The organism is Pseudomonas sp. NY15372 (assembly GCF_048068215.1).
GTDB lineage: Bacteria > Pseudomonadota > Gammaproteobacteria > Pseudomonadales > Pseudomonadaceae > Aquipseudomonas > Aquipseudomonas guariconensis_A.
Genome location: NZ_JBLUPY010000001.1, coordinates 327,953 through 354,527, shown reverse-complemented (window position 1 = coordinate 354,527; position 26,575 = coordinate 327,953). Strand labels below are relative to the sequence as shown.

Annotated in this window: 20 protein-coding genes; 12 read left to right on the top strand and 8 right to left on the bottom strand. The window is 63.1% G+C overall.

Translation table 11 applies throughout. The features are described from left to right. Positions 1-2: 2 nt before the first annotated feature. The 3 genes from ACNFG0_RS01525 to ACNFG0_RS01515 are packed head-to-tail and all read right to left on the bottom strand — an operon-like array spanning position 3 to position 6,119. Entirely contained in the window at positions 3-3,677 is a 3,675-nt protein-coding gene (locus tag ACNFG0_RS01525; protein WP_416763860.1) for a translocation/assembly module TamB domain-containing protein, read from the bottom strand. Further along, positions 3,674-5,416, bottom strand: coding sequence for an autotransporter assembly complex protein TamA (locus tag ACNFG0_RS01520; protein WP_196143035.1), 1,743 nt, complete (start codon positions 5,414-5,416; stop codon positions 3,674-3,676). Before ACNFG0_RS01520 ends, ACNFG0_RS01525 begins: the two co-directional genes overlap by 4 nt. A gap of 52 nt (positions 5,417-5,468) precedes the next feature. Next, a complete protein-coding gene (locus tag ACNFG0_RS01515; protein WP_416763859.1) occupies positions 5,469-6,119 on the bottom strand; it encodes a GNAT family N-acetyltransferase in 651 nt (216 codons plus the stop codon). Between the two features lie 156 nt (positions 6,120-6,275). Between ACNFG0_RS01515 and xthA the strand changes: the two genes are divergently transcribed. Beyond that, positions 6,276-7,088: an exodeoxyribonuclease III gene (gene xthA / locus ACNFG0_RS01510; RefSeq protein WP_196143037.1), complete on the top strand. Its 813-nt coding sequence runs from the start codon at positions 6,276-6,278 to the stop codon at positions 7,086-7,088. 103 nt (positions 7,089-7,191) lie between these two features. Here the strand turns inward: xthA and ACNFG0_RS01505 are convergent, their stop codons facing one another. Genes ACNFG0_RS01505 through ACNFG0_RS01485 form a run of 5 tightly spaced genes read right to left on the bottom strand, consistent with a single transcriptional unit; the run spans position 7,192 to position 13,673 of the window. After that, positions 7,192-7,569 (bottom strand): response regulator, encoded by a 378-nt coding sequence (locus tag ACNFG0_RS01505; RefSeq protein ID WP_196143038.1) that lies wholly within the window; start codon positions 7,567-7,569, stop codon positions 7,192-7,194. A 44-nt stretch (positions 7,570-7,613) separates the two neighbouring features. Then, on the bottom strand, positions 7,614-8,840 hold the full coding sequence (locus ACNFG0_RS01500; protein WP_416763857.1) for an ATP-binding protein: 1,227 nt from the start codon (positions 8,838-8,840) through the stop codon (positions 7,614-7,616). Continuing rightward, the gene (locus ACNFG0_RS01495) at positions 8,834-9,409 is read right to left on the bottom strand and encodes a chemotaxis protein CheB (RefSeq protein ID WP_196143040.1); all 576 of its coding nucleotides are present in this window, start codon (positions 9,407-9,409) and stop codon (positions 8,834-8,836) included. Before ACNFG0_RS01495 ends, ACNFG0_RS01500 begins: the two co-directional genes overlap by 7 nt. After that, on the bottom strand, positions 9,406-10,227 hold the full coding sequence (locus ACNFG0_RS01490) for a CheR family methyltransferase (protein ID WP_196154327.1): 822 nt from the start codon (positions 10,225-10,227) through the stop codon (positions 9,406-9,408). Before ACNFG0_RS01490 ends, ACNFG0_RS01495 begins: the two co-directional genes overlap by 4 nt. Then, the gene (locus ACNFG0_RS01485) at positions 10,224-13,673 is read right to left on the bottom strand and encodes a response regulator (RefSeq protein ID WP_416763855.1); all 3,450 of its coding nucleotides are present in this window, start codon (positions 13,671-13,673) and stop codon (positions 10,224-10,226) included. The genes ACNFG0_RS01490 and ACNFG0_RS01485 overlap by 4 nt, the downstream gene beginning before the upstream one ends. A 227-nt stretch (positions 13,674-13,900) precedes the next feature. Between ACNFG0_RS01485 and ACNFG0_RS01480 the strand changes: the two genes are divergently transcribed. The 11 genes from ACNFG0_RS01480 to ACNFG0_RS01430 all read left to right on the top strand — a co-directional run bounded on the left by ACNFG0_RS01480 (position 13,901) and on the right by ACNFG0_RS01430 (position 26,466). Continuing rightward, a complete protein-coding gene (locus ACNFG0_RS01480) occupies positions 13,901-14,251 on the top strand; it encodes a response regulator (protein WP_416763874.1) in 351 nt (116 codons plus the stop codon). A 196-nt stretch (positions 14,252-14,447) separates the two neighbouring features. After that, positions 14,448-15,614: a DUF1624 domain-containing protein gene (locus tag ACNFG0_RS01475; RefSeq protein WP_416763853.1), complete on the top strand. Its 1,167-nt coding sequence runs from the start codon at positions 14,448-14,450 to the stop codon at positions 15,612-15,614. A 20-nt stretch (positions 15,615-15,634) separates the two neighbouring features. Beyond that, complete coding sequence (locus ACNFG0_RS01470; protein WP_416763852.1) at positions 15,635-17,005, top strand: OprD family porin; 1,371 nt, start codon at positions 15,635-15,637, stop codon at positions 17,003-17,005. A gap of 45 nt (positions 17,006-17,050) precedes the next feature. Continuing rightward, positions 17,051-17,530, top strand: coding sequence for a hypothetical protein (locus ACNFG0_RS01465; RefSeq protein ID WP_416763850.1), 480 nt, complete (start codon positions 17,051-17,053; stop codon positions 17,528-17,530). Positions 17,531-17,617: 87 nt separating this feature from the next. Continuing rightward, positions 17,618-19,198 (top strand): diguanylate cyclase, encoded by a 1,581-nt coding sequence (locus tag ACNFG0_RS01460; protein WP_416763849.1) that lies wholly within the window; start codon positions 17,618-17,620, stop codon positions 19,196-19,198. 90 nt (positions 19,199-19,288) lie between these two features. After that, positions 19,289-19,633, top strand: coding sequence for a hypothetical protein (locus ACNFG0_RS01455; RefSeq protein ID WP_416763848.1), 345 nt, complete (start codon positions 19,289-19,291; stop codon positions 19,631-19,633). 96 nt (positions 19,634-19,729) lie between these two features. Beyond that, positions 19,730-20,137, top strand: a complete 408-nt coding sequence (locus ACNFG0_RS01450; RefSeq protein WP_416763847.1) for a DUF2946 family protein — start codon at positions 19,730-19,732, stop codon at positions 20,135-20,137. Positions 20,138-20,193: 56 nt separating this feature from the next. Beyond that, positions 20,194-22,344, top strand: a complete 2,151-nt coding sequence (locus ACNFG0_RS01445) for a TonB-dependent receptor (RefSeq protein WP_416763846.1) — start codon at positions 20,194-20,196, stop codon at positions 22,342-22,344. 281 nt (positions 22,345-22,625) lie between these two features. Continuing rightward, positions 22,626-23,930, top strand: coding sequence for a hypothetical protein (locus tag ACNFG0_RS01440; RefSeq protein WP_416763845.1), 1,305 nt, complete (start codon positions 22,626-22,628; stop codon positions 23,928-23,930). 22 nt (positions 23,931-23,952) lie between these two features. After that, positions 23,953-24,957 carry a DUF1353 domain-containing protein gene (locus ACNFG0_RS01435; RefSeq protein WP_416763844.1) on the top strand — a complete coding sequence of 335 codons (1,005 nt, stop codon included), beginning with the start codon at positions 23,953-23,955 and terminating at the stop codon, positions 24,955-24,957. Between the two features lie 186 nt (positions 24,958-25,143). After that, a complete protein-coding gene (locus tag ACNFG0_RS01430; protein WP_196143050.1) occupies positions 25,144-26,466 on the top strand; it encodes an MFS transporter in 1,323 nt (440 codons plus the stop codon). Positions 26,467-26,575: the final 109 nt, after the last annotated feature.

The window sequence follows — 26,575 nt, the reverse complement described above, 5'->3', positions numbered from 1 at the left end:
TTTTAGAAGTCCCGCTTGTAGAAGATGTCCAGCGAGCTGGCCAGACCGCTTGCCGCCTCCAGGTACACCTTCTTGCTCAGCTTGTAACGCAGGGCGATGGTGTTGGCCGGCTCGAACACCCCGACACCATAGCGCAAGCTGAGGCGCTCGGTGATATTGCCGCTGGCAACCACACTGGTGCTGTTGCCCGTACCTTCGGAGCCCAATTGGAAATCTTCGATGCCAAGGCTCGAGGCCAGCCCGCCGGTCAGCGCCTCGCCGCCCAGCAACCCCAGCCCAAGGGCTGCCTGGGCCAGCATGTTGTTGTCTTCGCCGCTGGTCGCCAGGGGCCTGCCCAATACCAGGTAGGACAGCGCCTGCTCCTGGCTCATGGCAGGTTCGGAAAACACCTTGGTGGTCGGCTGCTCGGCGCTGCCGCTCAGGCGAATACCCGCGATCACATCATCGGCCCGGCGGATCGCCTCGATATCCAGATACGGCTGGTCGATAGGGCCGGCGAACAGCAAGCGTGCCCGCCGGATGATCAGGTTCTGGCCATATTTACGATAACGCCCTTCGGCAAGGCTGAGCTCGCCACGGGTATCCATGTTGTTGCCGATATGCACGTGGCCGAGCAGGTTGGCGGTCAGGCCAAAGCCTTTGAACGACAGCTTGTCGCGCCCCACCTCGACATCGATGTCCATGTCCATGGCCATCGGCGGCTTGCCCTCTTCGGTCTGCTCGCCGACGATCACCGTGTCATCGGAGACCTTGACGGTCGAGGGCGGCAGTTCGCGCACGGTGATCTTGCCCTTGGGCACCAGCACCTTGCCGGCGATCGCCAGTCGTTCATCGACCAGGCGGATGTTCAGGTCAGGGGCAACCTCCAGGTCTGCGTAAGGCTCGACGTGCACCGGCAACTGCTGGCCACGCAGGCGCAGGTCCATCGCCAATGCCTGCCCCCAGGTCAGGTTACCATCGAGCTGACCACGCCCGGCCGGCCCACTCTGCCAGTTGCCCTGCACCTGTACCTGCTCGCCGGCAATCAGGGCCTGCAGCGAGAGGCCTTCGAGGCTGATCGGTAGCTCCGGCCCTCTCACTTCGCCGCCGCTCAGGGCCAGGTTGCCCGTGACCTGAGGGTTCAACAGCGTACCCGACAACCGACCGCTGCCATTGAGCTGGCCGGCCAGGCGCTCGACCATCGGCACGAACGGCCGGGCGATCGACAGGTCCAGGCCGGCCAGGCGGAAGTCGCCGGTCAGTGGTTTGTCCTTGCCCAGCGGGTCGAGCCGGGTAACCAGGGAAAGCTCGCCCAGGCGCTGGCCACGAAAATCCAGGCGGGTGTCGACACGGCGCGGGGCAAGCGTGCTGTCCAGGCGCAGCGCCTGATAAGGAAAATCGACCCAGCGCCCATTGTCTCTAACGCGCAACGTTCCGTCGCTGGCGTCGACCCGCAAGGTGCCCTTGGGCCCGGCTGCCGGGATGTCCAGATTGATATCGGCGTTGAGCAGGCCCTGCCAGGCAAAGTCCTTGGGCAACCATTGGGCCAGGCTGTCCAGCGGGAACTGCTTGAGGTGATAACGCAGCCGCGGCTCCGGCGCCAGGCGCTGGTCTTCGCCGCACAGGCTCGCCTGGCCGGAGCGCCAGCAATGGGCGCCGAAGTCCAGTTGCCCGCTGGCCAGGCGCTGCAGCTTCGCTGGGGCTTGCAAGCGCCAGTCCTGGCCGCCTGCCTGGATACGCCCGGAGGCCAGGCGCCCACGCCAGTCGCCCTTGGCCAGCTGGCCGTCCAGGGCCAGGTCCAGCTTGAGCTGTGGCCCATCGAGAGCCAGGGTGGCGGCCTGCTGGTGGATATCGCCCTTGCCGTCGACGTCCAGGTTGCCCAATGCGGTCTCGCCGACGCGGATATTGCCGGCCTTGAGCGTGACTCGCCCGCGCTGGGCGCTGTCCAGGCGCGCCTCCAGGTCCAGGCGCTGGATACGGTTTTCGGCCTGGCCCAATTGTTGCCCTTGCAGGGTCAGCGTGCCCTGCGGGGCGGTCAGGGTACCGGCCAGGTCCAATCGCCCCTTGGCCTGCCCTTGCAGTCTGGGCCAGAGCTGGCCCAGGCGCGGCAGGTCAAGGTCGATCCGCCCGGCCAGGCGCTGCTCCAGGCTGGCACTGCCGTTGATACGGTTGTCGCCCAGTTGCACCGCCAGGCTGCCGAGCGTCCAGCGCTCCCCTGCCCCTTCGGTCTGTACCTTGAGCACAGCCGGTTGCCCGCGCAGGCGCCCCTTGAGGTCGAGCTGCGCCTGTAGTTGCAGACGCTCGTTCTTCAGTTCGCCCTTGCTACGCAATGGGCCGGCCAGGGTGCCCGGCAACTCCGCCAGCCAATAGGCCGGGTCGAGCGCAGACAGTTGAAGGTCGACATCCCAGGCCAGGGTATCGGCGAAGCGGACCGCGACACTGCCAGCTGCCTTGCCCTGCCCTGCGCTCAATGCCAGCGCGGGCAAGCGCACCTGGGCCAGGTCGCCGTCGAACGGGCTGGTTAGGTTGAAGGCACCGGCTGGCCCATCAAGATCGCCATTGAAGGTGCCCGTATAGCTGCCATCGCGGTAGTGCGCCTGGGCGTTGAAACGCTTGAGAGTAACTTGCGGCGCCTGCTCCAATGGGTAGAGGCGCAACCACGGAAAGTCCAGCCAATCGATCTGTGCATCGGCCTTCAGGCCCTGCTGCCAGTCGGCGTTGGCTCGCAGCTTGACCCGCTGGGTGTCGCTGGCATTGAGGTCCAGGGCATCGAGGCGAGCGCCCTTGGCGTCCACCTTGCCGCCGACTACCAGGCCAATGGGGCCCTGTTCGGCCGGCAGGCTGGCCGAACCTGCCAATTGATAGCCCTTGAGCAGGTCGCCCGTGGCGTTGAGCCGCAGTTGGTTCAGTTGCACGGTATCCGGCAACGATGCCGCCGGCTTGAAGGCGTCGGCACGAATGCTAAGGGTGGCCGGCAAATGTTCAGCCAGGGCCTGTAACTGGCCTTCTAGGTGCGCGTCCAGGTAACCACTGCTGGACGCGTCGATGGCGAGCGACTTCTGCAGTTCACCCTTGATGGCCAACGCCAGTTGCCAGGGCTTGCCTTGCACCTCGGGCAACTGCAGCGTGCCGGTCACTTGCAGAGGCCAATCGGCTTCGGGCTTGAGATCACCTTGCAGGTCCAGGCGCAGGTCATCGCGCTGCACTCGCAACGTGTCGATGCGCAGGCCGTTGGCCGCCCAATGGGCCGCCAGTTGCATATCGCCCAGCACGTCGTCGCCATCCAGGCGCAAGCGCCCGAGCTTGACCTCGCCCAGCTCGATGGCGATGGGCAGCTTCAAGCTGGGCAGTTGCAGCGGCCCGCTGTCGGCAGGTGCCTCACTCTGGGCGAACACCATGTTGACCTGCTCGGCCTGCACCCGCTCCAGGCACAAGGTGGCGCGCAGCAGGCACAGCGGCGACCAGGCCAGCTGCGCTGACTGTACCTGGACCTGGTTCGCGCCATCGGCCCAGGCCAGTCGTTCAGCCTGCCAACTGCCCCCCAGGCGGCCCTGGAAATGGGTGACCTCGAGCCCCGGCACCCGCGCCAGGGCCCAGCGGCTGCCCGCCTCGGTCCCCAACAGCAGGCCCAGCATCAGGGCGACCAGCACGAGAAGGCCCAGCAGCGCCAGGAGAATGGGTTTGAACACGCGCATCACAGCTCAGGCCCCATGGAGAAATGCAAGCGGATACCACCGTCGTCATCCAGTGCATGGGCCAGGTCCAGGCGCAATGGCCCGACCGGTGACACCCAGCGCACGCCGATCCCGACGCCGGTCTTGAGGCTGGGCAATTCCAGCGAATTGAAGGAGTTGCCTTGGTCGATGAACGTCGCCACCCGCCACTTGTCCGCCACCGAATACTGGTACTCGACACTCCCGGCCACCAGGTAGCGGCCACCGATGCGGTCGCCGTCGCTGTTCTTAGGTGACAGGCTCTGGTAGTCATAGCCACGCACGCTCTGGTCACCACCGGCGAAGAAGCGCAGCGATGGCGGGACGTTCTGCTTGTAGCCATTGGTGGCACTGCCACCGAACTGTACGCGCCCGAGCAAACGATGGTTCTGGCCGAGGGTGGTCAGGCCTTTGAGCAGGACGTTGCCATGCAGCAGGTTGGTGTCCGAGACCAGCCCATCCTTGGCACCGCGCAGGTCGAATTGCAGGCGGTAGCCGTTGTGTGGGTCGATGCGATTGTCGCTGCGCAGATAGGAGAAGCTCACGCCTGGCATCAACAGGTTGCTGAGCCCAGAGTCATCGCCCAGCCGATACTCCTCGCGCTGATACTTGAGCGAGATCACCCGCTGCCAGCCACTGGGCAATTTGCTGTGCCACTCCGGGCCGACCGTCAGCAGCTTGCTCAAGGTATCGGTGCCGGCGATTTCTTCGTTCTGGTAGCCACCTGCAAAACGCAGCTTGTCGGTCAGCGGCGGGTCCAGGGGGATGTCGTACCACAGGCCGACGTTCTGCCGAGGGGCGGACAGTTCGGTCTCCCAGCCATAGCTGTGCCCCTGTGGGTTGACCCAGTGGCGGGTCCAGTTGGCCTTGCCGCGCGGGCCGACGTCCGTCGAGAAGCCCAGGCCCAAGCCCATGGTGCGCGGCTTGCGGGTTTGCAGGTGGACCTCCACCGGTATTTCTTCGTTGACTGCGCCAGTCGGCGCCGCGTCGACCCGCACGCCTTCGAAATAGCCGCTCGATTGCAGGTCATTGTTGAGTTCGGCGATCAACTCGGAGTCGTAGGGCGTGCCTGGCTTGAAAGAGACCATGCGCTGCAGCAGGTCGTTGTCCAGCGGCGTATCGCCACCGAAGGTCACGGAGCCCATGCGATAGCGCGGGCCGCTCTGGTAGATGAGTTCGATATCGGCGATGCCGGCCTGAGGGTCGATCGCCAGGCGCTGGCGGGTGAAGTGGCCACTGAAGAATCCGTAGCGCGAGGCCTGGTTCTGGATCAGCCGCTTGGCATCCTCGTAGCTGCCGTGGTTGAGCTGCTCGCCAGGGCGCAAGGCCTTGCTGTCGGGTACTCGAAACGCCGCCAGCTCGCTGGCCGGCCCTTCGATGCGCACGGTCACGTTGCGCAGGTGAACAGGCTCACCCGGCTCGATCTGGATGATCAGTTGCGGTGGTTTGTCCTGCGCGCTCGGCGGCCTGACTTCGGTGTCGATCTGCGCCTGGTAGTAGCCTAGGGCCTGGGCAGCCTTGCGCGCCTGTTCCTGGGCACCACGGCTGAATCGCAACAAGGCCTCCTCGTCGCGGTTCCCGAGGCTGCCGATATAGCCTTCGACATTGCTCTTGAGCGCCTTGTTGGCCGGTTTCACCCGCACCAGCAGTTCGCTTTGCGCCCATACGGTGGTACTGGCGACCCAAAGGATCAGGCCCCAGCTTAGTCTTCCTGAATACGTCATGCGGCGCATGCTACCAGAGGCGGGCCCTCCAGGGTGCCGCTTGTCGCACGGCTCATGCAGCGACTGGTCCCGGCAAGACGGGTTGGGGCCGGAAAAACACCCGCTCGCGAATGGGGCCGACCGCGATTTCGCCGATTTGCTGGTACCCCTGGCGCTGATAGAACGCAAGGGAATGGGCATTGCCCGTATTGAGCAGCACGCCCTCGACGCCTGGTGCCTGGGCGCACCAGCCATGCACAGCTTGTAACAATTGCTCGCCGAAACGCTGCCCCTGAAATTGCGGCTGTATCCCGAGCAAGGAGAGCAGGTACACCCTGCCCTGCGGCACGCAGGCCGCCAAGGCTGCTTGGAAGTCGAGATAGCGACGGGTACAGCCGATGCCCGTACCCAAGGCCATGCGCAGGCGCCACGCCCAACTGTCTGCCACCCCGAGGCGCCGCATTGGCGGTACGATCAGCGCCAGCCCGACCAGGCGGTCGTCGATCAGCAGGCCCATGGCCGGCAGTTGCAGATGAAAATGCTGCCCCACCCAGGCCCGCAGCATGGCCCGCAGGCGGCGCTCGTAACCCGGGCGGTGGGCTTCGAGCACGTAGGCGAAGGTGGGGTCGTGGCGGTAGGCGTGATAGAGCACCTGGCGGACCTCGCCACGGTATCCGTCATCCAGCTGGCAGATGCGAACCTGCTGGGCGTCGACGTCAGGCATTGCGAAATCCTTTCTGGAAAAACCATCATTCAGCGGAGCAAGCCCCGTGCCATGCCGTTGTATACGGCACATTAGCAGCGCGGACAGGAGGGTGCCATGCTGGCAGAGGGGGCGGATGTCGGATAGCATCCCAATTTTTGTCAGGATTGTCTTTTCATGAAGATCGTCTCGTTCAACATCAACGGCCTGCGTGCGCGCCCGCACCAACTGGCGGCGCTGATCGAAAAGCACCAGCCGGACGTGATTGGCCTGCAGGAAACCAAGGTCAGCGACGATCAGTTCCCGTTGGCTGATGTCCAGGCCCTGGGTTACCACGTGCACTACCATGGCCAGAAAGGCCACTACGGTGTAGCGCTGTTGTCACGGCGCGAGCCGCTGGCGTTGTACAAAGGTTTCGCCAGCGATGAGGAAGATGCCCAGCGGCGGTTCATCTGGGGTACCTTCGCCGATGCGCACGGCACTCCCATCACCGTCATGAACGGCTATTTCCCCCAGGGCGAAAGCCGTGACCACCCCACCAAGTTCCCCGCCAAGCAGCGTTTCTACAGCGACCTGCAGGGGTTGCTGGAAGGCCAGTTCCGCAGCGACCAGCCCGTGCTGGTGATGGGCGACATGAACATCTCGCCCCAGGACTGCGACATCGGCATCGGCGCGGACAACGCCAAGCGCTGGCTGCGCACGGGTAAATGCAGTTTCCTGCCAGAAGAACGCGAATGGCTGGAGCGGCTCAAGGGCTGGGGGCTGGTCGACAGTTTCCGTCACCTGCACCCAGAAGTGGCCGACCGGTTCAGCTGGTTCGACTATCGCAGCCGCGGGTTCGAGGATGAGCCCAAGCGGGGGCTGCGGATCGACCTGATCATGGCTTCTCAAGGGCTGGTACCGCGGCTCAAGGCGGCGGGTGTCGATTATGAACTGCGCGGGATGGAAAAGCCTTCCGACCATGCACCGATCTGGCTCGAGCTCGCTTGAGCCTGTAGACACGATGTTCGCCGCAGCGGCTTCGGTGCCTGGGGGATCGCACGCCCCGCGCAATCTCACAGGCACCGCAACGCTTTAAGCGAACAAGCAGGCTTTACTGCAAAAGCATCTGGATTTGCTCGCGCAGGCTGTCCAGGTCGAACGGTTTGGCCAAAATGGGCGCCTTGCGCGCAATCGGGCTTTGGCTTTCAAGGATTTCGGCCGGATACCCGCTGATGAATATCACCTTCAGGTCCGGCCGCAACTTGACGGCAGGCTCGGCGATGTCCACCCCCGAGATCCCACCCGGCAAGCGGAAGTCCGTGACCATCAGGTCCAGGTGCGGCTTGCTCGCCAGAATGGCAAACGCCTGCTCGCCGTCCTCGGCCACCAATACGTGGTAACCCTCCCCTGCGAGGTAGTCGCGCAGGATCATGCGAATCGCCGGCTCATCCTCGACGACCAGTACCACATCTTGTGCATCTTCACTCATGACTTCGCCTTGGGATTCAATAGGTTGGCCATCAGACCCCAGCCTCAGGCAGAGGTTGCCCGGGCTTGGTCGCTTTGTTGTCGCACAGCAGCCAACGGCAGGCACAGGCTGAAGGTTGCACCCTTGCCCTCCTCGCTGTCGACCCGGATATGGCCACCATGGGCCTGGACGATCTGTTCGGAAATATACAGCCCCAACCCCAACCCACCACTGGCCTGCTGCGCCGCGACTCGCTCGAACTGCTGGAAGATCCGCTGCTGGTTGGCTGCACTGATGCCAATCCCCTGATCCTGCACCTGTACCCACGCCTTGCCGCCTTGCTCGAATACACGAACCTGCACCGGTCGCCGCTCACCGTAACGCAGTGCGTTGGACAGCAGGTTGGCCACCACCTGCTCGATGCGAAATTCATCCCACTCCCCCGGCAACGCCTCGCAACGCTCCAGTTCAATGTGAGTATCCAGTGCAGCGGCCTGGGCCGTGAAGTTTTCCACCAGCCCCCGCACCAGCTGGCCCAGGTCGAACGCCTTGGGCCGTAGCGACAACTTGCCGGTGCGGATACGCGAAACATCGAGCATGTCCTCGATCAGGCGGATCAGGCTGTTGATCTGCCGCTCGTCGCGCTCGACCATGGCCTGCAGGCGCTCTTGGGTAAAGGCCTCGAGGTTGCCCTTGGCCAGGTGCATCTTGCGCAGCTGGGTCTCGAGGACCAGGCCATTGAGGGGCGTGCGCACCTCGTGCGAGACAATCGACATGAAGTCGTCACGCATGCGTACCGCGCGCTCCAGCTCGCCACGCGCCACCTCGAGTTCAGCCAGCAACTGCGCCTGTTGCTCACGGCTACGCTCCAGGGCTTCCAATTGACGCCCAAGGGCCTTGCGCTGGCGGAACAGGTCGACGAACACCGATACCTTGCTCTTGACCGCCAGGGTATCGAGCGGCTTGTGCAGGAAGTCCACCGCGCCGCTCTCGTACCCCTTGAAGGCATAGTTCATTTCGCGACCTGCAGCGCTCACGAAGACGATGGGGATGTTCTTGGTCTTCTCGGTGCCGCGCATCAGTTCGGCCAGTTCGAAACCGTTCATGCCCGGCATCTGTACATCGAGGATGGCCAGGGCGAACTCATGCTCGAGCAACAGCGACAGCGCCTGTTCGGCAGACTGGGCCTGGTGCACTTCACGGTCCTGGCCCTGGATCAGGGCATCAAGGGCCAGCAGGTTTTCCGGCAGGTCGTCGACGATCAGCAGTTTGGCGATGATATTGCTTAGCATGCGCTGGGTTCCAGGGTCGCGAGCAGTTGCCCGATACCACTCAGGGAAAGGATATGATCGGGCCGATGCAGGGCCAGTGCGGCCTCCGGCATCAGCGCGACCTGTGCGTCGCGAGGGTCCTGGACCACGGTCCGGCCTCCGCTGTTCTTGATATGAAGCAGCCCCTGGGCGCCATCTTCGTTGGCCCCGGTGAGCAGCACGCCGAGCAGGCCAGGGCCGTAGGCATCGGCCGCCGACTGGAACAGGAAGTCGATTGCCGGGCGAGAGAAATGCACCGGTTCCTCCTGGCTCAACGACAGGCTGCGATCGCGCTCCACCGACAGGTGGTACCCAGGGCCGGCCACATAGATCAGCCCAGGCTCGATACGCGCCTTGTCACAGGCCTCGCGTACCGGTCGGCGCAGCCGGCGCTGCAGCACCCCGGCCAGTTGGCTATGGCGGTCGTCAGGCAGGTGCAGGACACACAACACCGGGATGTCAAAGCCCTCCGGCAACGCACCCAGCACCGTGAACAACGCCGCGACGCCACCCGCCGAGGCACCGATGACCACCGCTTGCACGCCATTCATGACTTGCGATAGATCCGTTCGGGCCGCATCAGCGCCTCGAATCGGCCGCTGTAGGCGGAAAAATCCACCGATTCCTTGCTGCCCAGGACCAGGAAGCCACGGTGACACAACGACTCGTGGAACAGGCCCAGGGCGCGATCCTGCAACTGCTTGTTGAAATAGATCAGCACGTTGCGGCAGGACACCAACTGCGTCTCGGAGAACACGCTGTCGGTGGCCAGGCTATGGTCGGCGAAGGTCACGTTGTCGCGCAGGCTGTTGTCCATGATGGCGTTGCCGTAGGCCGAGGTGTAGTACTCGGCGAAGTCCCGGCGGCCACCGGCCTGGCGATAGTTCTCGGCGTAGGCCTGCATGTCGTGCATCGCATAGATGCCTTGCTTGGCCTTTTCCAACGAATAGGGGTTGATGTCGGTGGCATAGAGGATCGTGCGTTCCAGCAACCCTTCCTCGCGCAGCAGGATGGCCATGGAATAGACCTCCTCACCCGTGCTGCACCCGGCGATCCAGACCTTGAGCGACGGCCAGGTGCGTAGCAGCGGCACCACTTCATTACGCAAGGCGAGGAAGTGCCCTGGGTCGCGGAACATCTCGCTGACCGGGATCGTCAGGTATTGCAGCAGTTGCATGAACATGCTCGGGTCGTGCAACACCCGCTCCTGCAATGCCGAAATCGTGGGGCAATCGAATTGACGCACGGCATGCAGGATCCGGCGCTTGATCGAAGCGCCGGAATAATCGCGGAAATCGTAGCTGTACTTGAGGTAGATCGCCTCTATCAGCAGCCGGATCTCGATATCGGTACTACGTTCGCTAGTCAAATTCGCTCCAATTGCGGCAGCCAGACACGGATCAGGGAAAACAATCGGTCCAACTCGATCGGTTTGGCCAGGTAGTCGTTGGCGCCGGCCTGCAGGCAGCGGTGCTGGTCGTCCTTCATGGCCTTGGCGGTCACCGCGATGATCGGCAGCTTGCGCCAGCGGGGCTGCTGGCGGATCAACCGCGTGGCCTCGTAGCCATCCATCTCCGGCATCATCACGTCCATCAGTACCAGGTCGATGTCCCCATGCTGCTCCAGGCGCTCGATGGCTTCGCGCCCGTTACGGCCGATCTCGACGATGGCACCCTTTTGCTCGAGGGCGCAGGTCAAGGCAAAGATATTACGCACATCGTCATCGACCAGCAGGATCTTGCGCCCTTCGAACACCTTGTCGCGGCTGCGCGCGGTCTTGAGCATGCGCTGGCGCTCATGGGACAGCTGCGCTTCGACCTTGTGCAGGAACAGTGTGACTTCGTCGAGCAGGCGCTCCGGCGAGCGGGCGCCCTTGATGATGATCGAATGGGAATACTTGCGCAGCTCGGCCTCTTCCTCGCGGGTGAGGTTACGGCCGGTGTAGACGATCACCGGCGGGAAGGCGCGGATCTGTTCGCAGGTCATGCGCTTGAGCAGCTCGTCGCCAAGCATGTCCGGCAGTTTCAGGTCGATGATCATGCAGTCGTAGACGTTCTCGCGCAACAGCGCCAGGGCGTCCTGGGCCAGAGCCACGGCGGTGATTTCGATGTCGTCGTCGCCGATCAACCGGGCGATGCTCTCGCGTTGCAGGTCGTCGTCCTCCACCAGCAGGATATGCTTGAGCTTCTGGGTGAGCTTGGCCTCCAGGCGGCCAAACACCGCCTTGAGCTCCTCGCGGCTGGTGGGTTTGACCGCATAGCCCACCGCCCCCAGGTGCATGGCGGCCTCTACGCGATCCTCCACAGAGATGACGTGCACCGGGATATGCCGGGTAGCGGCTTGCTCCTTGAGCCGCTGCAGCACCGTCAGGCCCGAATGATCCGGCAGGCGCATGTCCAGCAGGATGGCATCGGGCGTGTACTGAGCGGCCAGTTCGTAGCCCTCGTCGGCACTCTGGGCCACCAGGCAGTTGTAGCCTAGCTCGTGGGCCAGGTCGAAGAGAATGCGGGCGAAGTTCGGCTCGTCCTCCACGACCAGGATGCAGCGGTTGGCGAAGGGCGCGCGCTCGCGGTCATCGGCGAAGACAGCCCTGCGGGGCGCTGGCGGTGCCGGCGGCGCAGCCTGGACCGCCGGTTTGGCAACCTGCGGCGCCTGGATCTGGGCCGGTGCGCCTTCGTATTGCTCAGGCAGAATCAGGTTGAATGTACTGCCCTGCCCCGGCGTGCTTTGTACCGTGATTTGCCCGCCCAGCAGGCGTGCCAAGTCTCGGGAAATCGACAGCCCCAGACCGGTACCACCATAGCGTCGGTTGCTGGTGCCATCGACCTGGTGGAACGCCTCGAAGATCGCCTGCTGCTGGTCGGCTTCGATACCGATGCCGCTATCGCGCACACTGAAGCGCACGCCCTGGCCGACCTCGTGGCCGATGGTCAGGCTGACCTGGCCACGCTCGGTGAACTTGATCGCGTTGGACAACAGGTTCTTGAGGATCTGTTCGAGGCGTTGGCGGTCGGTGAACAGGGTCGCCGGCACCTGCGGCTGGACCTGCACCGTGAAATCCAGGCCCTTGTCCTGGGCCAAGGGCTCGAACAGGGCCTGCACGCCCTGCACCAGCCCCTCGACCGGGGTGACCTGGGCGCGCACGTCGAGCTTGCCGGCTTCGACCTTGGCGATATCGAGGATGTCATTGATCAGGTTGAGCAGGTCGTTGCCGGCCGAATAGATGGACTCGGCGAACTTCACCTGTTCATCGCTGAGGTTGCCCTCGCCGTTTTCTGCCAGCAGCTTGGCGAGGATCAGCGAGCTGTTGAGCGGCGTGCGCAGCTCATGGGACATGTTGGCCAGGAACTCGGACTTGTAGCGGTTGGTACGCTGCAGGTCTTCGGCGCGGGCCTGCAGCTCCAACTGCGCCAGGTTCAGCTCGCCGTTCTTGCGGTCCAGGGCATCGGTACGCTCGGCCAACTGCTCGTTGGTCTGCTCCAATTCCGCTTGTTGGGTTTCCAGGTGGGCCTGGGATTCCTTGAGGATGCGCGACTGCTCTTCGAGCTCTTCGTTGGCGGTCTTGAGTTCTTCCTGCTGCACCTGCAATTCTTCGTTGAGCTGCTGGGTCTCGGCCAGCACCTCCTGAAGGCGTTGACGGTTGCGTGCGCTTTCGATGGAAATCCCCAGGTTGCCGCCAACCTGTTGCAACAGCTGGGCATCGCGCTCCTGCAACGGCCTGAGGAAGCCCAGCTCGAGCACGCCATTGACCTGGCCGTCGTCGCTCGCTGGCATCAGCAATGCGCTGCGCGGCAGGCCTTCGCCCAGGCCCGAACTCAAGCGCAGGTAATCGGCGGGCAGGTCATCCAGGCGCAGCGGGCGGATCTGGCGCACCGCCTCGGCCAACAAACCTTCGTGGCTGGCCACCTGCTGTCCGCGGGCTTGCTGTTCCACGCCCAAGCCGTAACTGGCCACGCGCACCAGTTGCCCTTGTTCGTCACGCACATAGAAAGCGCCGACCACGCTGCCCAAGTAGCTGGCGAAGAACCGCAGGATATTGTCACCGAGCATGGGCAGGGTCAGTTGGCCGAGCACCTGTTCGGCCAGTTGCGTCTGACCGTTGCGCAGCCAGGCCTGGTGTTCCAGGTGTTCGGCTGCCCGTCGCTGGGCCTGGAGATTCTCCAGGTAGCTATCGGAAAGCATCAGCAGGTCGCGGCGTCCGAGATAGGCCAGCAAGGCCGTGAGCGCCACGATGAACAACACGAACGCGCTGGCAAGCAGGATCGTCACGCGGCTCACCGCCTCGTTGCGTGCCATGCGCAACTGTTGCTCGGCAGCGATCAGGTCGTCGTACTCCTTGCGGATGCCATCGCTCAAGCGTTTGCCACGGCCATCGCCGATGGCTGCCTGGTAATCGCCCTGGTTGCGCCGCAAGGCGATCATTTGGGCACCGAAGTCGTTCCAGGCACCCTGCAAGGCAATCAACCGGTCGATGCGCTCGACCTGCTGTGGGTTGTCCGCCACCAGCGAGCGAAGCGCCTGGAGGCTGTTGAAAATACGCGGCTTGGCCACCTCGTACGGGTCAAGGAAACGTTCGTCTCCGGAAATCAGGAAACCGCGCATGCCGGTTTCCATGTCGACCGCCAGCTTGGCTGTTTCATTGGCATTGCCGATCACCCGATCGGTGTGCTCGACCCATTGCATGGCCGACAACAAATAGTTGATCACCGCGACAAACGCCACGGCCCCCAGCAGGCCTACACCTAGCGGCAAGCTGACGTTGCGGCGCAACAGCTTGCGAAAGCTCTGCTGGTCCATCGAGGCTGCTTGAATCATCTGAAAACGCCCGAGCGAAAAAAGTCCATTGGATTGGGTGGCCACTGCGCCACCGGCTTCATAGCGAGTCTAACCAGCTTTGCCGGCTCTGGCAGGGCACTTAGCCAGTATTTGAAGGCGACCCGCAGCAATCGTTCCATCGTCATGCATCGCCCGCTATGCTGGGGAACTTCTACCGCCCTCCCGGGCACCCAATAAAGACCACCTCTATGAACAGGACCCTCATGATGCAGCTTCTGGTAGTCGAAGACGACGACATCGTACGTATGCTGATCGTCGAAGTGCTCGGCGACTTGGGCTATATCGCGATCGAAGCCGATAGCGCCGCTGCTGCGCTGGAGGTACTCGAAGATCCGGGTCAGCCCCTGTCGCTGCTGATGACCGACGTGGGCCTGCCAGACATGCGCGGCGAGGAGCTGGCCGCCAGGGCCCGCGCGCTGCGCCCGACGCTGCCGGTGCTGTTCGCCAGCGGTTATGCTGAAACGCTGGACGTGCCCCAGGGGATGCACATGATCGGTAAGCCGTTCGGGATCGACCAGCTTCGGGACAAGGTCATGGGGATACTCGGGGCGCCCTGAGGTTTCGACGCGACAGCTTCGGCGCCTGCGAGATCGAGCGCCGCCCGCGCGGCGCATCGTGAGCGGCGCTGGATCTCACGGGCACCACCTACCTTCCGACCTATCCCCCCTGCACAACACAAAAAGCGCTGTCTTGCCACCTCAAAAAAGTTATAAGATAACATTTCAATTCAACGACAAGACTCCCCGCCCCATCATGACAAGCGCCTCAGCCACCCCCACCCTGCTCACCCAGCGCCTGCAAAGCATCGACGCCCTGCGCGGCCTGGTGATCCTGTTCATGCTCCTGGACCATGTCCGCGAGACCTTCTTCCTGCATCGCCAGGTCAGCGATCCGATGGCCATCGACACCACCGAGCCAAGCCTGTTCGTCAGCAGGACCCTGGCGCACCTGTGCGCGCCGGTGTTCGTCCTGCTGACCGGCCTGTCGGCGTGGCTCTATGGCGAGAAGCATCAGGGCCGCGGCGACGTATGCGCCTTCCTGTTCAAGCGCGGCCTGTTCCTGGTAGCCCTGGAATTCACCCTGGTGAACTTCGCCTGGACCTTCCAGCTGCCACCGAGCGTGATCTACATGCAAGTGATCTGGGCCATCGGCGTGAGCATGATCGCCCTGTCGCTGCTGGTCTGGCTGCCACGCCCGGCCCTGCTGGCCATCGGCATCGCCATCGTCGCCGGGCACAACCTGCTCGATGGGCTGCACTTCGAACCTGGCTCCCCCCTGCATGCACCTTGGGCGATCCTGCATGATCGGGGTTGGCTTCAGTTCAGCGAGCATCTGCGCTTGCGCACTTCCTACCCGGTGCTGCCGTGGATCGGTGTGATCGCGCTGGGCTATGGTCTGGGTCCCTGGTTCGCCCGCGGCAGCGATGCTGGCACACGCCAGCAGCGCTTGCTGCTGCTCGGCATCGCCGCACTGCTGGGCTTCTTCGCCCTGCGCCTGCTCAACGGTTATGGCGAAGCGCCATGGAGCGGTTACCCGACCGCGACCCAGACGCTGATGAGCTTCTTCAATATCACCAAATACCCACCGTCGCTGTTGTTCCTGGCCCTGACCCTGGGCCTCGGCCTGCTGTTGCTGAGAGCCTTCGAGCGCGCTGGGCAGGCACGCTGGATCGGAGTACTGGCAGTGTTCGGCGCAGCTCCGATGTTCTTCTACCTGTTGCACCTTTACGTGCTGAAGCTGTTGTACCTGGCCAGCGTCGCGCTGTGGGGCCTGAACCAGGGTGACTATTTCGGTTTCGATGGCATCGGGGCGGTCTGGCTCGGCGCGATCCTGCTCGCCATCGCCCTGTTCCTGCCGGTGCGCGCGTTCGCCCGGCTCAAGGCCCGCCGCCGCGATATCGCCTGGCTCAAGTACTTCTAAGGCGACAGGAGCCCAGCCCCATGCATGCCCGCATCACGTCCAGGCCAAGGCAGTCGCTGCGCGCTGCCCTGCTGCTGCCGCTGCTCGGGACCTCGCCGGTGGCCCTGGCGGAGTCGGCCCAGGCGCGGTCCAACGGTTTTATCGAAGACAGTACCTGGAGCCTGCTCAACCGCACCGTGTTCGACCAGCGCGACTATCGCCATGGCGGGCGCAACGGTGCTGCCCGCAATGCCTACAAGCCACGCAGCGGACGCAGTGGCAAGGCTGAGGAGTGGGCCTACGGCCTGATGGGTACCGTCCAGTCCGGGTTCACCCAAGGGTTGCTGGGCGTCGGTATCGACGCCCATGCCTACCTCGGTGTGCAATTGGACAGCGGCGGCGGGCGTGCCGGCAAGGCTCGCCTGCTGGCCCTGGACAACGACGGCCACCCCAAAGGCAGCTACAGCCGTGGCGGCGCAGCGCTCAAGCTGCGTCTGGCCGACACCGTGCTGGCCTACGGCGAACAACGGGTGAAGACACCAGTGTTCAGTGCCTCCGACAGCCGCCTGCTGCCCGAAACGGTCACGGGCCTGTTTCTCACCAGCAACGAGATCGACACCCTCAAGCTGGTGGCCGGCCATTTCACCGAAAACACCGACCGCAATGCCTCGAGCCATGATCAGGGTTTCGTCGTGAATTACTCGAACGCACGCCAGGGCGACAGCTTCGACCTAGCAGGCATCGTGTGGAACCCGAGCAGCGCGATGAACGCCAGCCTCTATACCTCGCGCTACGCCGATACCTGGCGCCAGCATTACCTGGGCGGCGCCCTCAGCCATGCCCTGGATGAACACCGCAGCTTGAGCCTGGAACTGAACCTGTACCGCACCACCGACACCGGCAAGGCGTTGTCCGGGCATATCGACAACACCACCTGGAACCTGCTCTCGCGCTATACCCAGGGCCCGCATACGTTCAGCCTGGGCTGGCAGCAGGTCGATGGCGATACACCGTTCGACTACGTCACCCGCGGCGCGATCTACCTGGGCAACGCCGTGCAGCTGTCCGATTTCAACGCACCCAACGAGAAATCCTGGCAAGCACGCTACGACGTGAACATGGGCGCTTTCGGTATTCCCGGCTTGAACCTGACAGCCTTGTATGTGCGCGGGTTCGATATCGATGGCAGCCACGTCGACCCGGCTGGCGGCTACGCCTACCTGGGCTACGGCAAGGGTGGCAGGCATTGGGAACGAGACCTGGAAGCGCGGTACGTAGTGCAGGATGGCGCAGCCAAGGGCATGGCCTTCTCGCTACGGCACAACGTCCACCGTGGCAATACTGCCCAGGCGGAGCTGGATGCCGACCAGATACGCCTGGCCGTGGAATATCCGTTGGGTGGCGGGCGCTGAGATCTACAGTAAACTGCTCGCCAGACCCAGCCCAAGGCCCGATCGATGCCCCGCCTTCCCAGATGCCTGATTCCGTTGTTCCTGCTCGCAGCCCTGGCCGCTTGCGACCAGGAGCCCAGCCGCGAAGAAAAGATCCTGGCCAACCTGCCACTGCAGGAAGCCTACGAGCACAACATCGACAAGATCGCCGCGCTGCTCGCACCCAAGCATCCGGGGCTGTCCCAGGAGCAGATCCAGGCCGTGGTGCGCAAGCACCTGACCGTCGAAGACCAACGCCAGGACCTGTTCAGGCTCTACAGCGAGGCGCATTTCAGCGATGCCGAGTTCGACCTGATCGTCACCGCCACCCAGGACCCTGCCAAGGCCAGGGCGCTGGAGGAAACCGAACAGGGCAGGCAGTTGAGCGAAAAACTCACCGCCCTGATGCGCGAGAGCGCAAACGATGGGAAAGCCCAGGCGCTGGCCGAGCAGCGCATGCAGCAGGTCGAGCAGGACCTGAGCGAACTGGAGCAGGCCACGCCATGAAATACCGGCGCGGCCCCCTGACGCCCCATGGCCACTACTCTGTATAACAGGTAAGGTTGTCACTCTTTCCCGCTGTTGAGGTCTGGATTGCCACACGCCAAGAAAGGCCTGCGCCTGGATCTGCGCACGTTGATCCTCATGCTGTCGGCGCTCACCGCCACGGTAATGCTGTTGACCAGCTATTTCGCCAGCTATCGCGTGCAGCGCCAGTTGTTGATCGATCACGCGCTGGAGGCCAACCGGGTGTATGCCGCGAAGCTTGCAGCCATCACCGAGACGTTCGTGGGCACTGCCCTGCAGCAGCTGGCTTTCAGCGCTACGGTACAGGGCGGGCAACTGGGCGATGCACAGCTCACGCAAGCCGAGACCGAACGCGTGTTGCGCCAGAGCCATGCCTTCAACTCGGTGTACCTGGTCGATGCCCAGGGCGTGCTCCGAGCCATTTCGCCAGCCCCTCTGCGCAAGGTACTGGGCACCCGCCTGCACACCCCGGGCGCGACCCAGGCACTGCAAGCACGCAAGACGCTGATCTCGACGCCATTCCTTTCAACCGCCAACAACCTGGTGGTGATGCTGTCGCAGCCTATCTTCAGCCCCGACGGCCAGTACCTGGGCTACGTGGGTGGCAGCTTGTACCTGCGCGAGCACAACATCCTCAACAGCCTGCTCGACAAGCACTTCTACAAGAACGGCGCCTATCTCTATGTGGTCGACCGTAACCGTCGCCTGCTCTATCACCCTGACACCCAGCGGGTGGGCACGGTGGTCAGCGGCAACGCCCTGGTCGATCGGATCGCCACCCTGGGTGACGGCACGCAGCAGGTGACCAACACCCACGGCGTGGAGATGCTCGCAGGCTTCGCCACGGTGCCCAGCACCGGCTGGGGCATCGTCGCCCAGCAGCCGTTGGCCCAGACCGTGATGCCGCTGCGGCGCCTGATCCTCGATGTGGTCGGTATCTCCGCCCCCTTGGCCCTGGTCGGCTCCCTGGTGCTTTGGTGGCTGGCCCTGGCCATCACCCGCCCACTGCGCCAGCTGGCAGCCGCCACACGCACCTTAGACAGGGCCGGCACGGCGGAACGCCTGCACAAAGTGCGCGCCTGGTACTTCGAGGCCGCCGAGCTCAAGCGTGCGCTGCTGTTCGGCCTGAACCTGCTGCAGGAACGCATCGGCCGGCTCAACCGCGACGCCCAGACCGACCCGCTCACGGGGCTGGGTAACCGTCGGCGCCTGGAATTCAGCCTGGCGCTGCTGGAGGCCGAGGCGCACGGCTTTTGCGTGGTGGCCCTGGATATCGACCACTTCAAGCGGATCAACGACGGCCACGGCCATGACGTCGGCGACCAGGTGCTCAAGCGCCTGGCCGAACTGATGCGCCGTTGCTGCCGCGAGGGCGACGTGCTGTGTCGAACCGGCGGCGAAGAGTTCCTCATCCTGCTGCCCAAGGCCAGCCTGGAGGTCGCGACGACCGTGGCCGAACGCCTGCGCAAAGGCGTGCAGGACACACCGATCGAGCCGGTGGGCGCCATCACCATCTCGCTCGGGGTCGCTTGCTGGGATGCACTGGGGGATGAAACCCCGACCGATGTGCTCAACCGTGCCGACCGGGTGCTGTATGCCGCCAAGCAGAACGGGCGCAACCGGGTGGTTGCCGAGCACACCCGCTGAAGGGCCAGCCTGTTCCGTCCGTCAGGACGTCGGCACTGCGCGAGCCTGGTCACGCTCGAACTCAGTAGACACCTGGATGGGAGATTCCCGATGAAGCATGCGCGCGTCCTTTCCCTGGGCCTGGCCCTCTGCCTGGGCGCTGGCGCCTCCGTGGCGCTGGCAGCGAACGAACCGAACACCCAGCGCGCCCCGAGCGAGCAGGTACCCGGCACCGGCACCATCGACCGTGACGGGGGCCCGATGGGCTCCGGCACACCGGGCGATGGCCTGGGCAGCGGAACCGGCACTGACGGCAACGACACCGACAACACCGGCGGCGACGGCACCGCCCATGGCAAGCCTGGGGAGGCAGGGCCCGGCACCGGCAACAGTGGCGACCTGGATGATTCCGGCAGCCCAGGTGGTGGCGCACCGCGCAATGACGACGCGCTCTAGGCTTGTCCCGCGATCAGGCCCACCGGCATTGCTGCGACATTCCACCACACCGCCGCGCTATACCGTTCATCCGCCCGGATGGTAGATTCGCCAACCATGAAAACCTCCCGCCAGACACGCGCGCTGACTGCCTGGGCGCTCTATGCCAGCGTCCTGTTCAGCCTGTTGCTGTGCGGCTTGCACCATGGCCAGATGAGTGGCCTGCGCCTGGCCGGGCTGGAGGGTGGTTTCTGCTCGCTCTCCAACGACCACGGCTCGGCCATCGACCTGGGCGACAGCGGCAGCGATCAGCACATGGCCCAGCTCGATTGCCCGGTGTGCTCGTCCTTTGCCCTGGCCGTACCGCTGGCCAGCCCCGCCTGGGCCTTCGCCCGGGCCCAGGGCAATACACCCTCGCCCATCGTAGCGCGCAGCTGGGCACAACCGCCGCCGCGCTACCTGCGCCCTGCGCTCAACCCCCGCGCCTCTCCCATCGCCTTCCCCGCTGCAGCGACCTTCGCCTGACGCCAGCCGCGCACGCTGGTGGTCAGCCATGACCTTTGCGTGGAAGCCATGACAACATGATTCGCAAGACCTCCCTGGTGCTCCTGATGGGCACCTGCAGCTACACCTGGGCGAGTTCCGCCCCTATCGAACTGAGCGCCACCACCATCGATGGCGAACGCCAGGCGCCCACCGGCGTTCAGCTGGACGAGCCGATTCGCACCGGTTCCCGGCTCGGCCTCAGTGCCCGAGAAACCCCGGCCTCGGTGAGCGTCTCGGACCGCCGCGTGATCGAGGAGCGCGGCGCCCAGGACACCCAGGATGTGATCAACGCCATGACCGGTGTGAACGCCTCGGCCAACCCCGGCTATGGCGGCTACGTGTCGTACCGCGGCTTCACCCAGAACCAGATCACCCAGCTCTACAACGGCATCAATCTGGGCTACAGCAGCGCCACCCGCCCTGTGGACGCCTGGGTCATCGATCGGGTCGAGCTGCTCGGCGGGCCTTCGTCGTTCCTGCATGGCGCCGGTGCCGTGGGTGGGTCGATCAACTACATCACCAAGCTGGCCAGCCGCGACGAGCAGACCGTCGATGCGCGGGTGCGCTATGGCAGCTACGACACCTCGGAAGTCGCCTTCGGCATTAACCAGGCCTTGGCCAGCAATCCGGCCGACGCCCGGCATTTCGCCCGCCTGGACTTCAGCCGTGGCCACGGCAATGGCTATGTCGATCGCAACGAACGCTGGACCGACAGCCTGGCATTCTCGCTGCTCAGCGACCTGTCGCCCAACCTGACCCATACCCTGGCCTTGGAATACCAGGAGGACAAAGAAGACAGCCCCTACTGGGGCGCGCCGATCCTGCCGGGGCGCAGCACCATGAAGATCGACCGGCATCGGCGCTTCGAAAACTACAACGTCGCCGATGGCCGCTACGAGCAGCGCGTACGCTGGCTGCGCTCGATCCTGGACTACCAGCTCAGCGACAGCACCAGCGTGCAGAACACCCTGTACCACTACAGCGCCCAGCGCGACTACCGCAACCTGGAGCGCTACGCCTACAACGACGCCGGCAACGTGGTGCGCTCCGGCCCCTACCTGCAGCGCCACGAACAGCGGGTGCTGGGCGACCGTATCGAACTGCGCCACGACCACTCGCTGTTTGGCCTGGCCAGCCAGTGGTCGCTGGGCCTTGACTACTCGCGCATGCGCCAGACGCTCTACCCCACTTCCGGTAGCTGGAGCGACGTGGTCGACCCGGACCACTTCGATCCCGGCAGCTTCGAGAACATCCCAGGCGTGAACAACGGCCTGACCAAGCAACGCCATCACGAAGTGACCAATCGCGCGCTGTTCGCCGAAAACCGCCTGCAGCTCACCGAACGCCTGGCTCTGCTGACCGGCCTGCGCTACGACTACCTGGACATGCAAGTGAACAACTATGGCCCTGTCTCGGCTACCAGCCCGGCCTACTTCGAACGTCGCTGGGAGCCACTGAGCGGGCGTGTCGGCCTGACCTACGCATTGACGCCATCGGCCAGCCTGTACCTGCAGTACAGCACCGCCGCCGACCTGCCGGCCGGCTCTCTGGCATCGGCCACCTATTCCAATGTGGGCTTGTTCGACTTGTCCAAGGGCGAGCAGTGGGAAGCGGGCAGCAAGTTCGATTTCCTCGACGGACGCGGCGCGGCGACGGTCGCGGTGTACCAGATCGTGCGCAAGGACTTCGCGGTGCGCGACTCCAACGACCCCAACGTGACCGTCCAGGCCGGCCAGCAGACCTCGCGCGGCATCGAACTGTCCGGTCGGCTGCAGGTCACACCGAGGCTGCTGGCCGAGGCCAACTATGCCTATGTCGATGCCAAGTACGATGAATTCAACGAAGCGGTCGGCGGCGAGTCGGTATCGCGCAAGGGCAATACCCCGGTCAACGTCCCGGCCAATGTCGCCAACCTGTGGCTCACCTACGCCTTCACCCCGGCCTGGTCGGCGGGAATGGACGTGCGCTTTGTCGACTCGGTGTATGCCGACAACGCCAACACCTTGGAAGCGCCCGCCTATACCTTGTTCGGCGCCTTCGCCCGTTATCGCCTGGATGAACACACCGCGATCACCGCACGGGTGCGCAACCTGACCGATGAGCTGTACGCCAAGCAGGCGTATGGCACGCAGTACTACATGGGCGCGCCGCGCACGTTCGAGGTGGCGATGGACCTGCGGTACTGACGGCCCTGCGGGACGCGTATCAAGAATAACCAGCCGCTTGGGCTGTGCGGCGCGAGAAAGGACAGCAGCACCTTCGCTACTTGGAACTTCCAGCAGCGGAGATGCTGTTTCCTCCCTTTAACACGCAGTACATGGTCATCCGACCATTACCTGATAACTTACGTCAATCAGGCGTCAACCCGCCGACGCACTTACACCGCGCGTCTTTTTGAAAAAACATTCCGACTGGCGTGGAAAAATCCTTCAGCTATCGTCATTCACATGACGATCGGAGGTGGATCATGAAAGCCATGTGGCGCTTTGGGCCATGCCTCTTTTTGGCACTCACAGGTTGCTCAATCACCAATCAGGGCGCCGTGGACTATCGCTACAGCCGACCCGGTACCGAGGCAGCGACGTTAAGTTCAAAGTATGTGTCTGCGGCAAAGGCTAAAAATGCGCTGAAGACGGGTGACCCTGTCACCATTACCTTGAAACAGGTGTATATCAATCAACTAACTGAATTCAAGACACCCTTACGCTACGTTCGGTTCGAGCCAACAACGGGGGATGTTGCCATCATCGCGAGCGCCTGCGAAAGCCCGTGCAAGCGAAACTTTGGTCCAGAAGGTTTAAGAAACTCAAAGGTCATTTTTTATTCGAACGATGTACGAGAAAGGCAGTTCCTCAATCTGTCGAACCTGCAAGGCATCTATGGCCCCATCAGCTATACTGGGAAGCCGCTTAAAATAGACCTTTACATGATTGAGCTCGACGAATCCGGCGAACAAATCAAACAACTGTTGAGCAACCTGGCAACACTCGGGCAAACCTTCTATCCGCCGGCCCATCCCGCCGCCACAGTTCTCACCACCCTTGCCGATACTTTTATACGGGATGATCAAGACGATAATATTTTCACGTACTCGTTTGACCTCATTGCACACCGGTCGGATGACGGCATCCTGAACCCCAATACGGCCTACCTTGAAACCGGTAATTACATCCTCGTCCGCAGTGAGAACCGCGAGCGGGCCGTGCCGTGGGACAACCTTGGATTCAACACCCCGACAGGCCGACTGGTATATAGAAAAGACAATTGCGTTAACGCCAGCGAACCCAACCCAAGCTGCTATTTCACCGACAGCTCGTATGCCGTCTTGGAAATCAACAAGGCCGCGAGCGCGATTGCCAACACCAACGATGAACAGCAAGTGCTCTATTCCACGCTTCGCCAACAAATTGAGCAAGCGTCAGCGAGCGCTCCACTGTCGACCGAAAAGATAGACGCATTAAAGGAGGAACTGACCAGCATCGATATACGCAATCAATCGGTCAGTGCTTTGAGCCGTATCGAAGGCAGCCAGCCAGACAGCGCCCAGCGCAGAGCTGCCACGTTGTCCTTCGTGACCCTGTGGTCTGACACCGACAAGGTTGTGGCCGCCAAGGATGCGGATATGGTTGCCACGCGCTTCAACTCAATACTCGTGGGGTGCACGGGTATCTCCGAACAACAAATGATCGCATACCACGACGAAGTGAAACATCGTGCAATCACGGATAAAGCATCGCTCCTCAATACCTTGAACACATGCACCCTACGCTGATTGACCTCTCCCGGAGGGGACTATGAAGACGCCAGCCCTTACTATATTGATGGTGCTGCTCATGACGTTCGGCGTGAGTGTTTCCCCACCGGCCACAGCCGAAGAATACTTTGGCGAGTTTCCAGACATATTAAAAGGGGTGTTTGACCACACCGCCAAGCCTCGCCCACTCTTCAAACTTTCGGATGACTATAGGTTCATCGACCCAAACGGTGTGTTGTGGACCACACCACAAGGAACCGAAGTCGACGGCGCGTCAATCCCCCAAGTGTTCTGGTCTTATATAGGTGGACCATTCGAAGGCGAGTACCTCAGTGCGTCCGTCATCCATGACCATTATTGTAGAACCCGCACTCATACCGCCCACGACACCCATAGAAATTTCTACTACGGCATGCGCGCCGCCGGTGTCCCCGAGTGGAAAGCATCGTTTATGTATTGGGTGGTCAATACGTTCGGCCCCAGCTGGAAGATCGAAAAGCGCATACGCATGGCACACAATTGCCAGGCACTTCCATCGGGTGATGTCGAATGCCAGTCAGTGCCGGTCATACAGGAAGAAGTCGTTACGTTACCCGCGGCAGACCTCTCTGACCCCGAGGTGCTGGCCGTCGCGATAGGCAAAGCCAATGCCATCGCAAAAAATTTACTGACCAGCGAGGGCAAAACGCTCGAGCGGTTAAATGATCAAGAAATTGTTGCCAACGTGCAAAACATCGAAAAAAGTTCGCAATCTTACAGGGACCTCTTCGTCAAGAAAGACTTCCAGCACTCCGCAGCGCAAATAGGCATTCTGGCTGAAACACCCCATAACGGTCCTCTTTATTTAGAGCCCTGGGAAGGCCATACGCTTCCGGCGCCTAAGGACGCCGCACTTTTGACACCTGGTGTGGTTGCTGAACACCCAGGATCACGCGGTTTCATCCTAAAAGGAAACAACGAAGAATTGATCAAGCACAAGGTCAACTTGGAGTCCATTGGTTCCAAGTCCATCCTGAAAAAAGAGCCGGCGATGCAATGGCGGTAAACCTTGTATCCCGGAGCCGTTTTGATGACCGAACACGGTCCTTTCGGCCAAAACAGGTATCCCAATGTCGCCCACAAAAAAGCGACTTTGTTCTCTTGCCGTTCTACTGAGCCCTACAACAACGATGCCGCGGCCCGACCGCGGCACTTTCGTCCAGGCTGCCCATGAAGACCGGAGAACACCCCCATGTCCATACCCCATGAGGTATCCCCCGCCACCCTGCGCCGGGTGATCGCCGCCTCGGCCATTGGCAACTTCGTCGAATGGTTCGACTTCGCCGTCTATGGTTTCCTCGCTACGCTGATCGCCAGCCTGTTCTTCACCGGGGAGGACTCGAGCATCGCCCTGCTCAAGACCTTCGCCGTGTTCGCCGTGGCGTTCGCCCTGCGCCCGCTGGGCGGCATTGTGTTCGGTGCCTTGGGCGATCGCCTGGGACGCAAGCGCATCCTGTCGCTGACCATCCTGCTGATGGCCGGCTCCACGACCCTGATCGGCCTGCTGCCGACCTACGCCAGCATCGGCCTGGCAGCCCCGTTGCTGCTGACCCTGGCCCGGTGCCTGCAAGGCTTTTCGGCCGGTGGCGAATATGCCGGCGCCTGCGCCTACCTGATGGAGCACGCACCCCAGGACAAACGCGCCTTCTACGGCAGCTTCGTGCCGGTGTCGACCTTCTCGGCCTTCGCCTGCGCGGCGGTGATCGCCTATGCCCTGGAGGCCAGCCTGACCCCCGAAGCGATGAGCAGCTGGGGCTGGCGGATTCCCTTCCTGATCGCGGCGCCGCTAGGGCTGGTGGGCCTGTACCTGCGCTGGCGCATGGAAGAAACCCCGGCCTTCCGCGAGGCCATGGCAGAGGGCAAGGAACACAGCCATTCGCCGCTCAAGGACACCCTGCGCCATCATGGCCGGGCGATCCGCAACCTGGGGGCATTCATCTCCCTGACCGCGTTGTCGTTCTACATGTTCACCACCTACTTCTCCACCTACCTGCAGATGGTCGGCAACCTGACCCGTGCCCAGTCGCTGCTGGTGTCCACCGTGGCGCTGCTGGTGGCAGCCGTCGGGTGCCCCCTGGCCGGTGCCTTCTCCGACCGCGTCGGGCGGCGCAAGACCATTGGCTTTACCTGCCTGTGGGTGATGGTGGCGGTGTTTCCGGCCTACTGGCTGGCCAGCTCGGGATCGATGACGGGTGCCTTGCTGGGGGTGATTCTGCTGGCGATCGGCGCCTTGCTCAGCGGCGTGGTCACTGCAGCCCTGCTCTCGGAAAGCTTCCCGACCCGCACCCGCTATACCGCCTCGGCAATCACCTACAACGTGGCCTATACCCTGTTCGGTGGCACCGCACCGCTGGTGGCGACCTGGTTGATCAGCCAGACCGGCAGCAGCCTGGCACCGGCGTTCTACCTGGTGGCGATCGCCTTGGTGGCACTGGTGGGTGGCCTGGCACTGCCGGAGACGTCGCGGATATCGCTGCATGAAGAAATCGGTGAGCGTCAAGCTGAAGCGATGTAGATCCAAAGGCGCAATCGCCGGTAAACCGGCTCTCATAGAACAACGCATAACTATTTGAGTTTGCAGGTCCTTTGTGGGAGCCGGCTTGCCGGCGATGGGCTGCGTAGCA

What these genes read in the sequence shown, in the direction of transcription:
- ACNFG0_RS01485 (WP_416763855.1), bottom strand. Translation starts at nt 13,673, where the DNA reads ATGATTCAAGCAGCCTCGATGGACCAGCAGAGCTTTCGCAAGCTGTTG.
- ACNFG0_RS01470 (WP_416763852.1), top strand. Translation starts at nt 15,635, where the DNA reads ATGCATGCCCGCATCACGTCCAGGCCAAGGCAGTCGCTGCGCGCTGCC.
- ACNFG0_RS01480 (WP_416763874.1), top strand. Translation starts at nt 13,901, where the DNA reads ATGCAGCTTCTGGTAGTCGAAGACGACGACATCGTACGTATGCTGATC.
- ACNFG0_RS01435 (WP_416763844.1), top strand. Translation starts at nt 23,953, where the DNA reads ATGAAGACGCCAGCCCTTACTATATTGATGGTGCTGCTCATGACGTTC.
- ACNFG0_RS01440 (WP_416763845.1), top strand. Translation starts at nt 22,626, where the DNA reads ATGAAAGCCATGTGGCGCTTTGGGCCATGCCTCTTTTTGGCACTCACA.
- ACNFG0_RS01475 (WP_416763853.1), top strand. Translation starts at nt 14,448, where the DNA reads ATGACAAGCGCCTCAGCCACCCCCACCCTGCTCACCCAGCGCCTGCAA.
- ACNFG0_RS01465 (WP_416763850.1), top strand. Translation starts at nt 17,051, where the DNA reads ATGCCCCGCCTTCCCAGATGCCTGATTCCGTTGTTCCTGCTCGCAGCC.
- ACNFG0_RS01455 (WP_416763848.1), top strand. Translation starts at nt 19,289, where the DNA reads ATGAAGCATGCGCGCGTCCTTTCCCTGGGCCTGGCCCTCTGCCTGGGC.
- ACNFG0_RS01505 (WP_196143038.1), bottom strand. Translation starts at nt 7,569, where the DNA reads ATGAGTGAAGATGCACAAGATGTGGTACTGGTCGTCGAGGATGAGCCG.
- ACNFG0_RS01450 (WP_416763847.1), top strand. Translation starts at nt 19,730, where the DNA reads ATGAAAACCTCCCGCCAGACACGCGCGCTGACTGCCTGGGCGCTCTAT.
- xthA (WP_196143037.1), top strand. Translation starts at nt 6,276, where the DNA reads ATGAAGATCGTCTCGTTCAACATCAACGGCCTGCGTGCGCGCCCGCAC.
- ACNFG0_RS01520 (WP_196143035.1), bottom strand. Translation starts at nt 5,416, where the DNA reads ATGACGTATTCAGGAAGACTAAGCTGGGGCCTGATCCTTTGGGTCGCC.
- ACNFG0_RS01515 (WP_416763859.1), bottom strand. Translation starts at nt 6,119, where the DNA reads ATGCCTGACGTCGACGCCCAGCAGGTTCGCATCTGCCAGCTGGATGAC.
- ACNFG0_RS01445 (WP_416763846.1), top strand. Translation starts at nt 20,194, where the DNA reads ATGATTCGCAAGACCTCCCTGGTGCTCCTGATGGGCACCTGCAGCTAC.
- ACNFG0_RS01430 (WP_196143050.1), top strand. Translation starts at nt 25,144, where the DNA reads ATGTCCATACCCCATGAGGTATCCCCCGCCACCCTGCGCCGGGTGATC.
- ACNFG0_RS01500 (WP_416763857.1), bottom strand. Translation starts at nt 8,840, where the DNA reads ATGCTAAGCAATATCATCGCCAAACTGCTGATCGTCGACGACCTGCCG.
- ACNFG0_RS01495 (WP_196143040.1), bottom strand. Translation starts at nt 9,409, where the DNA reads ATGAATGGCGTGCAAGCGGTGGTCATCGGTGCCTCGGCGGGTGGCGTC.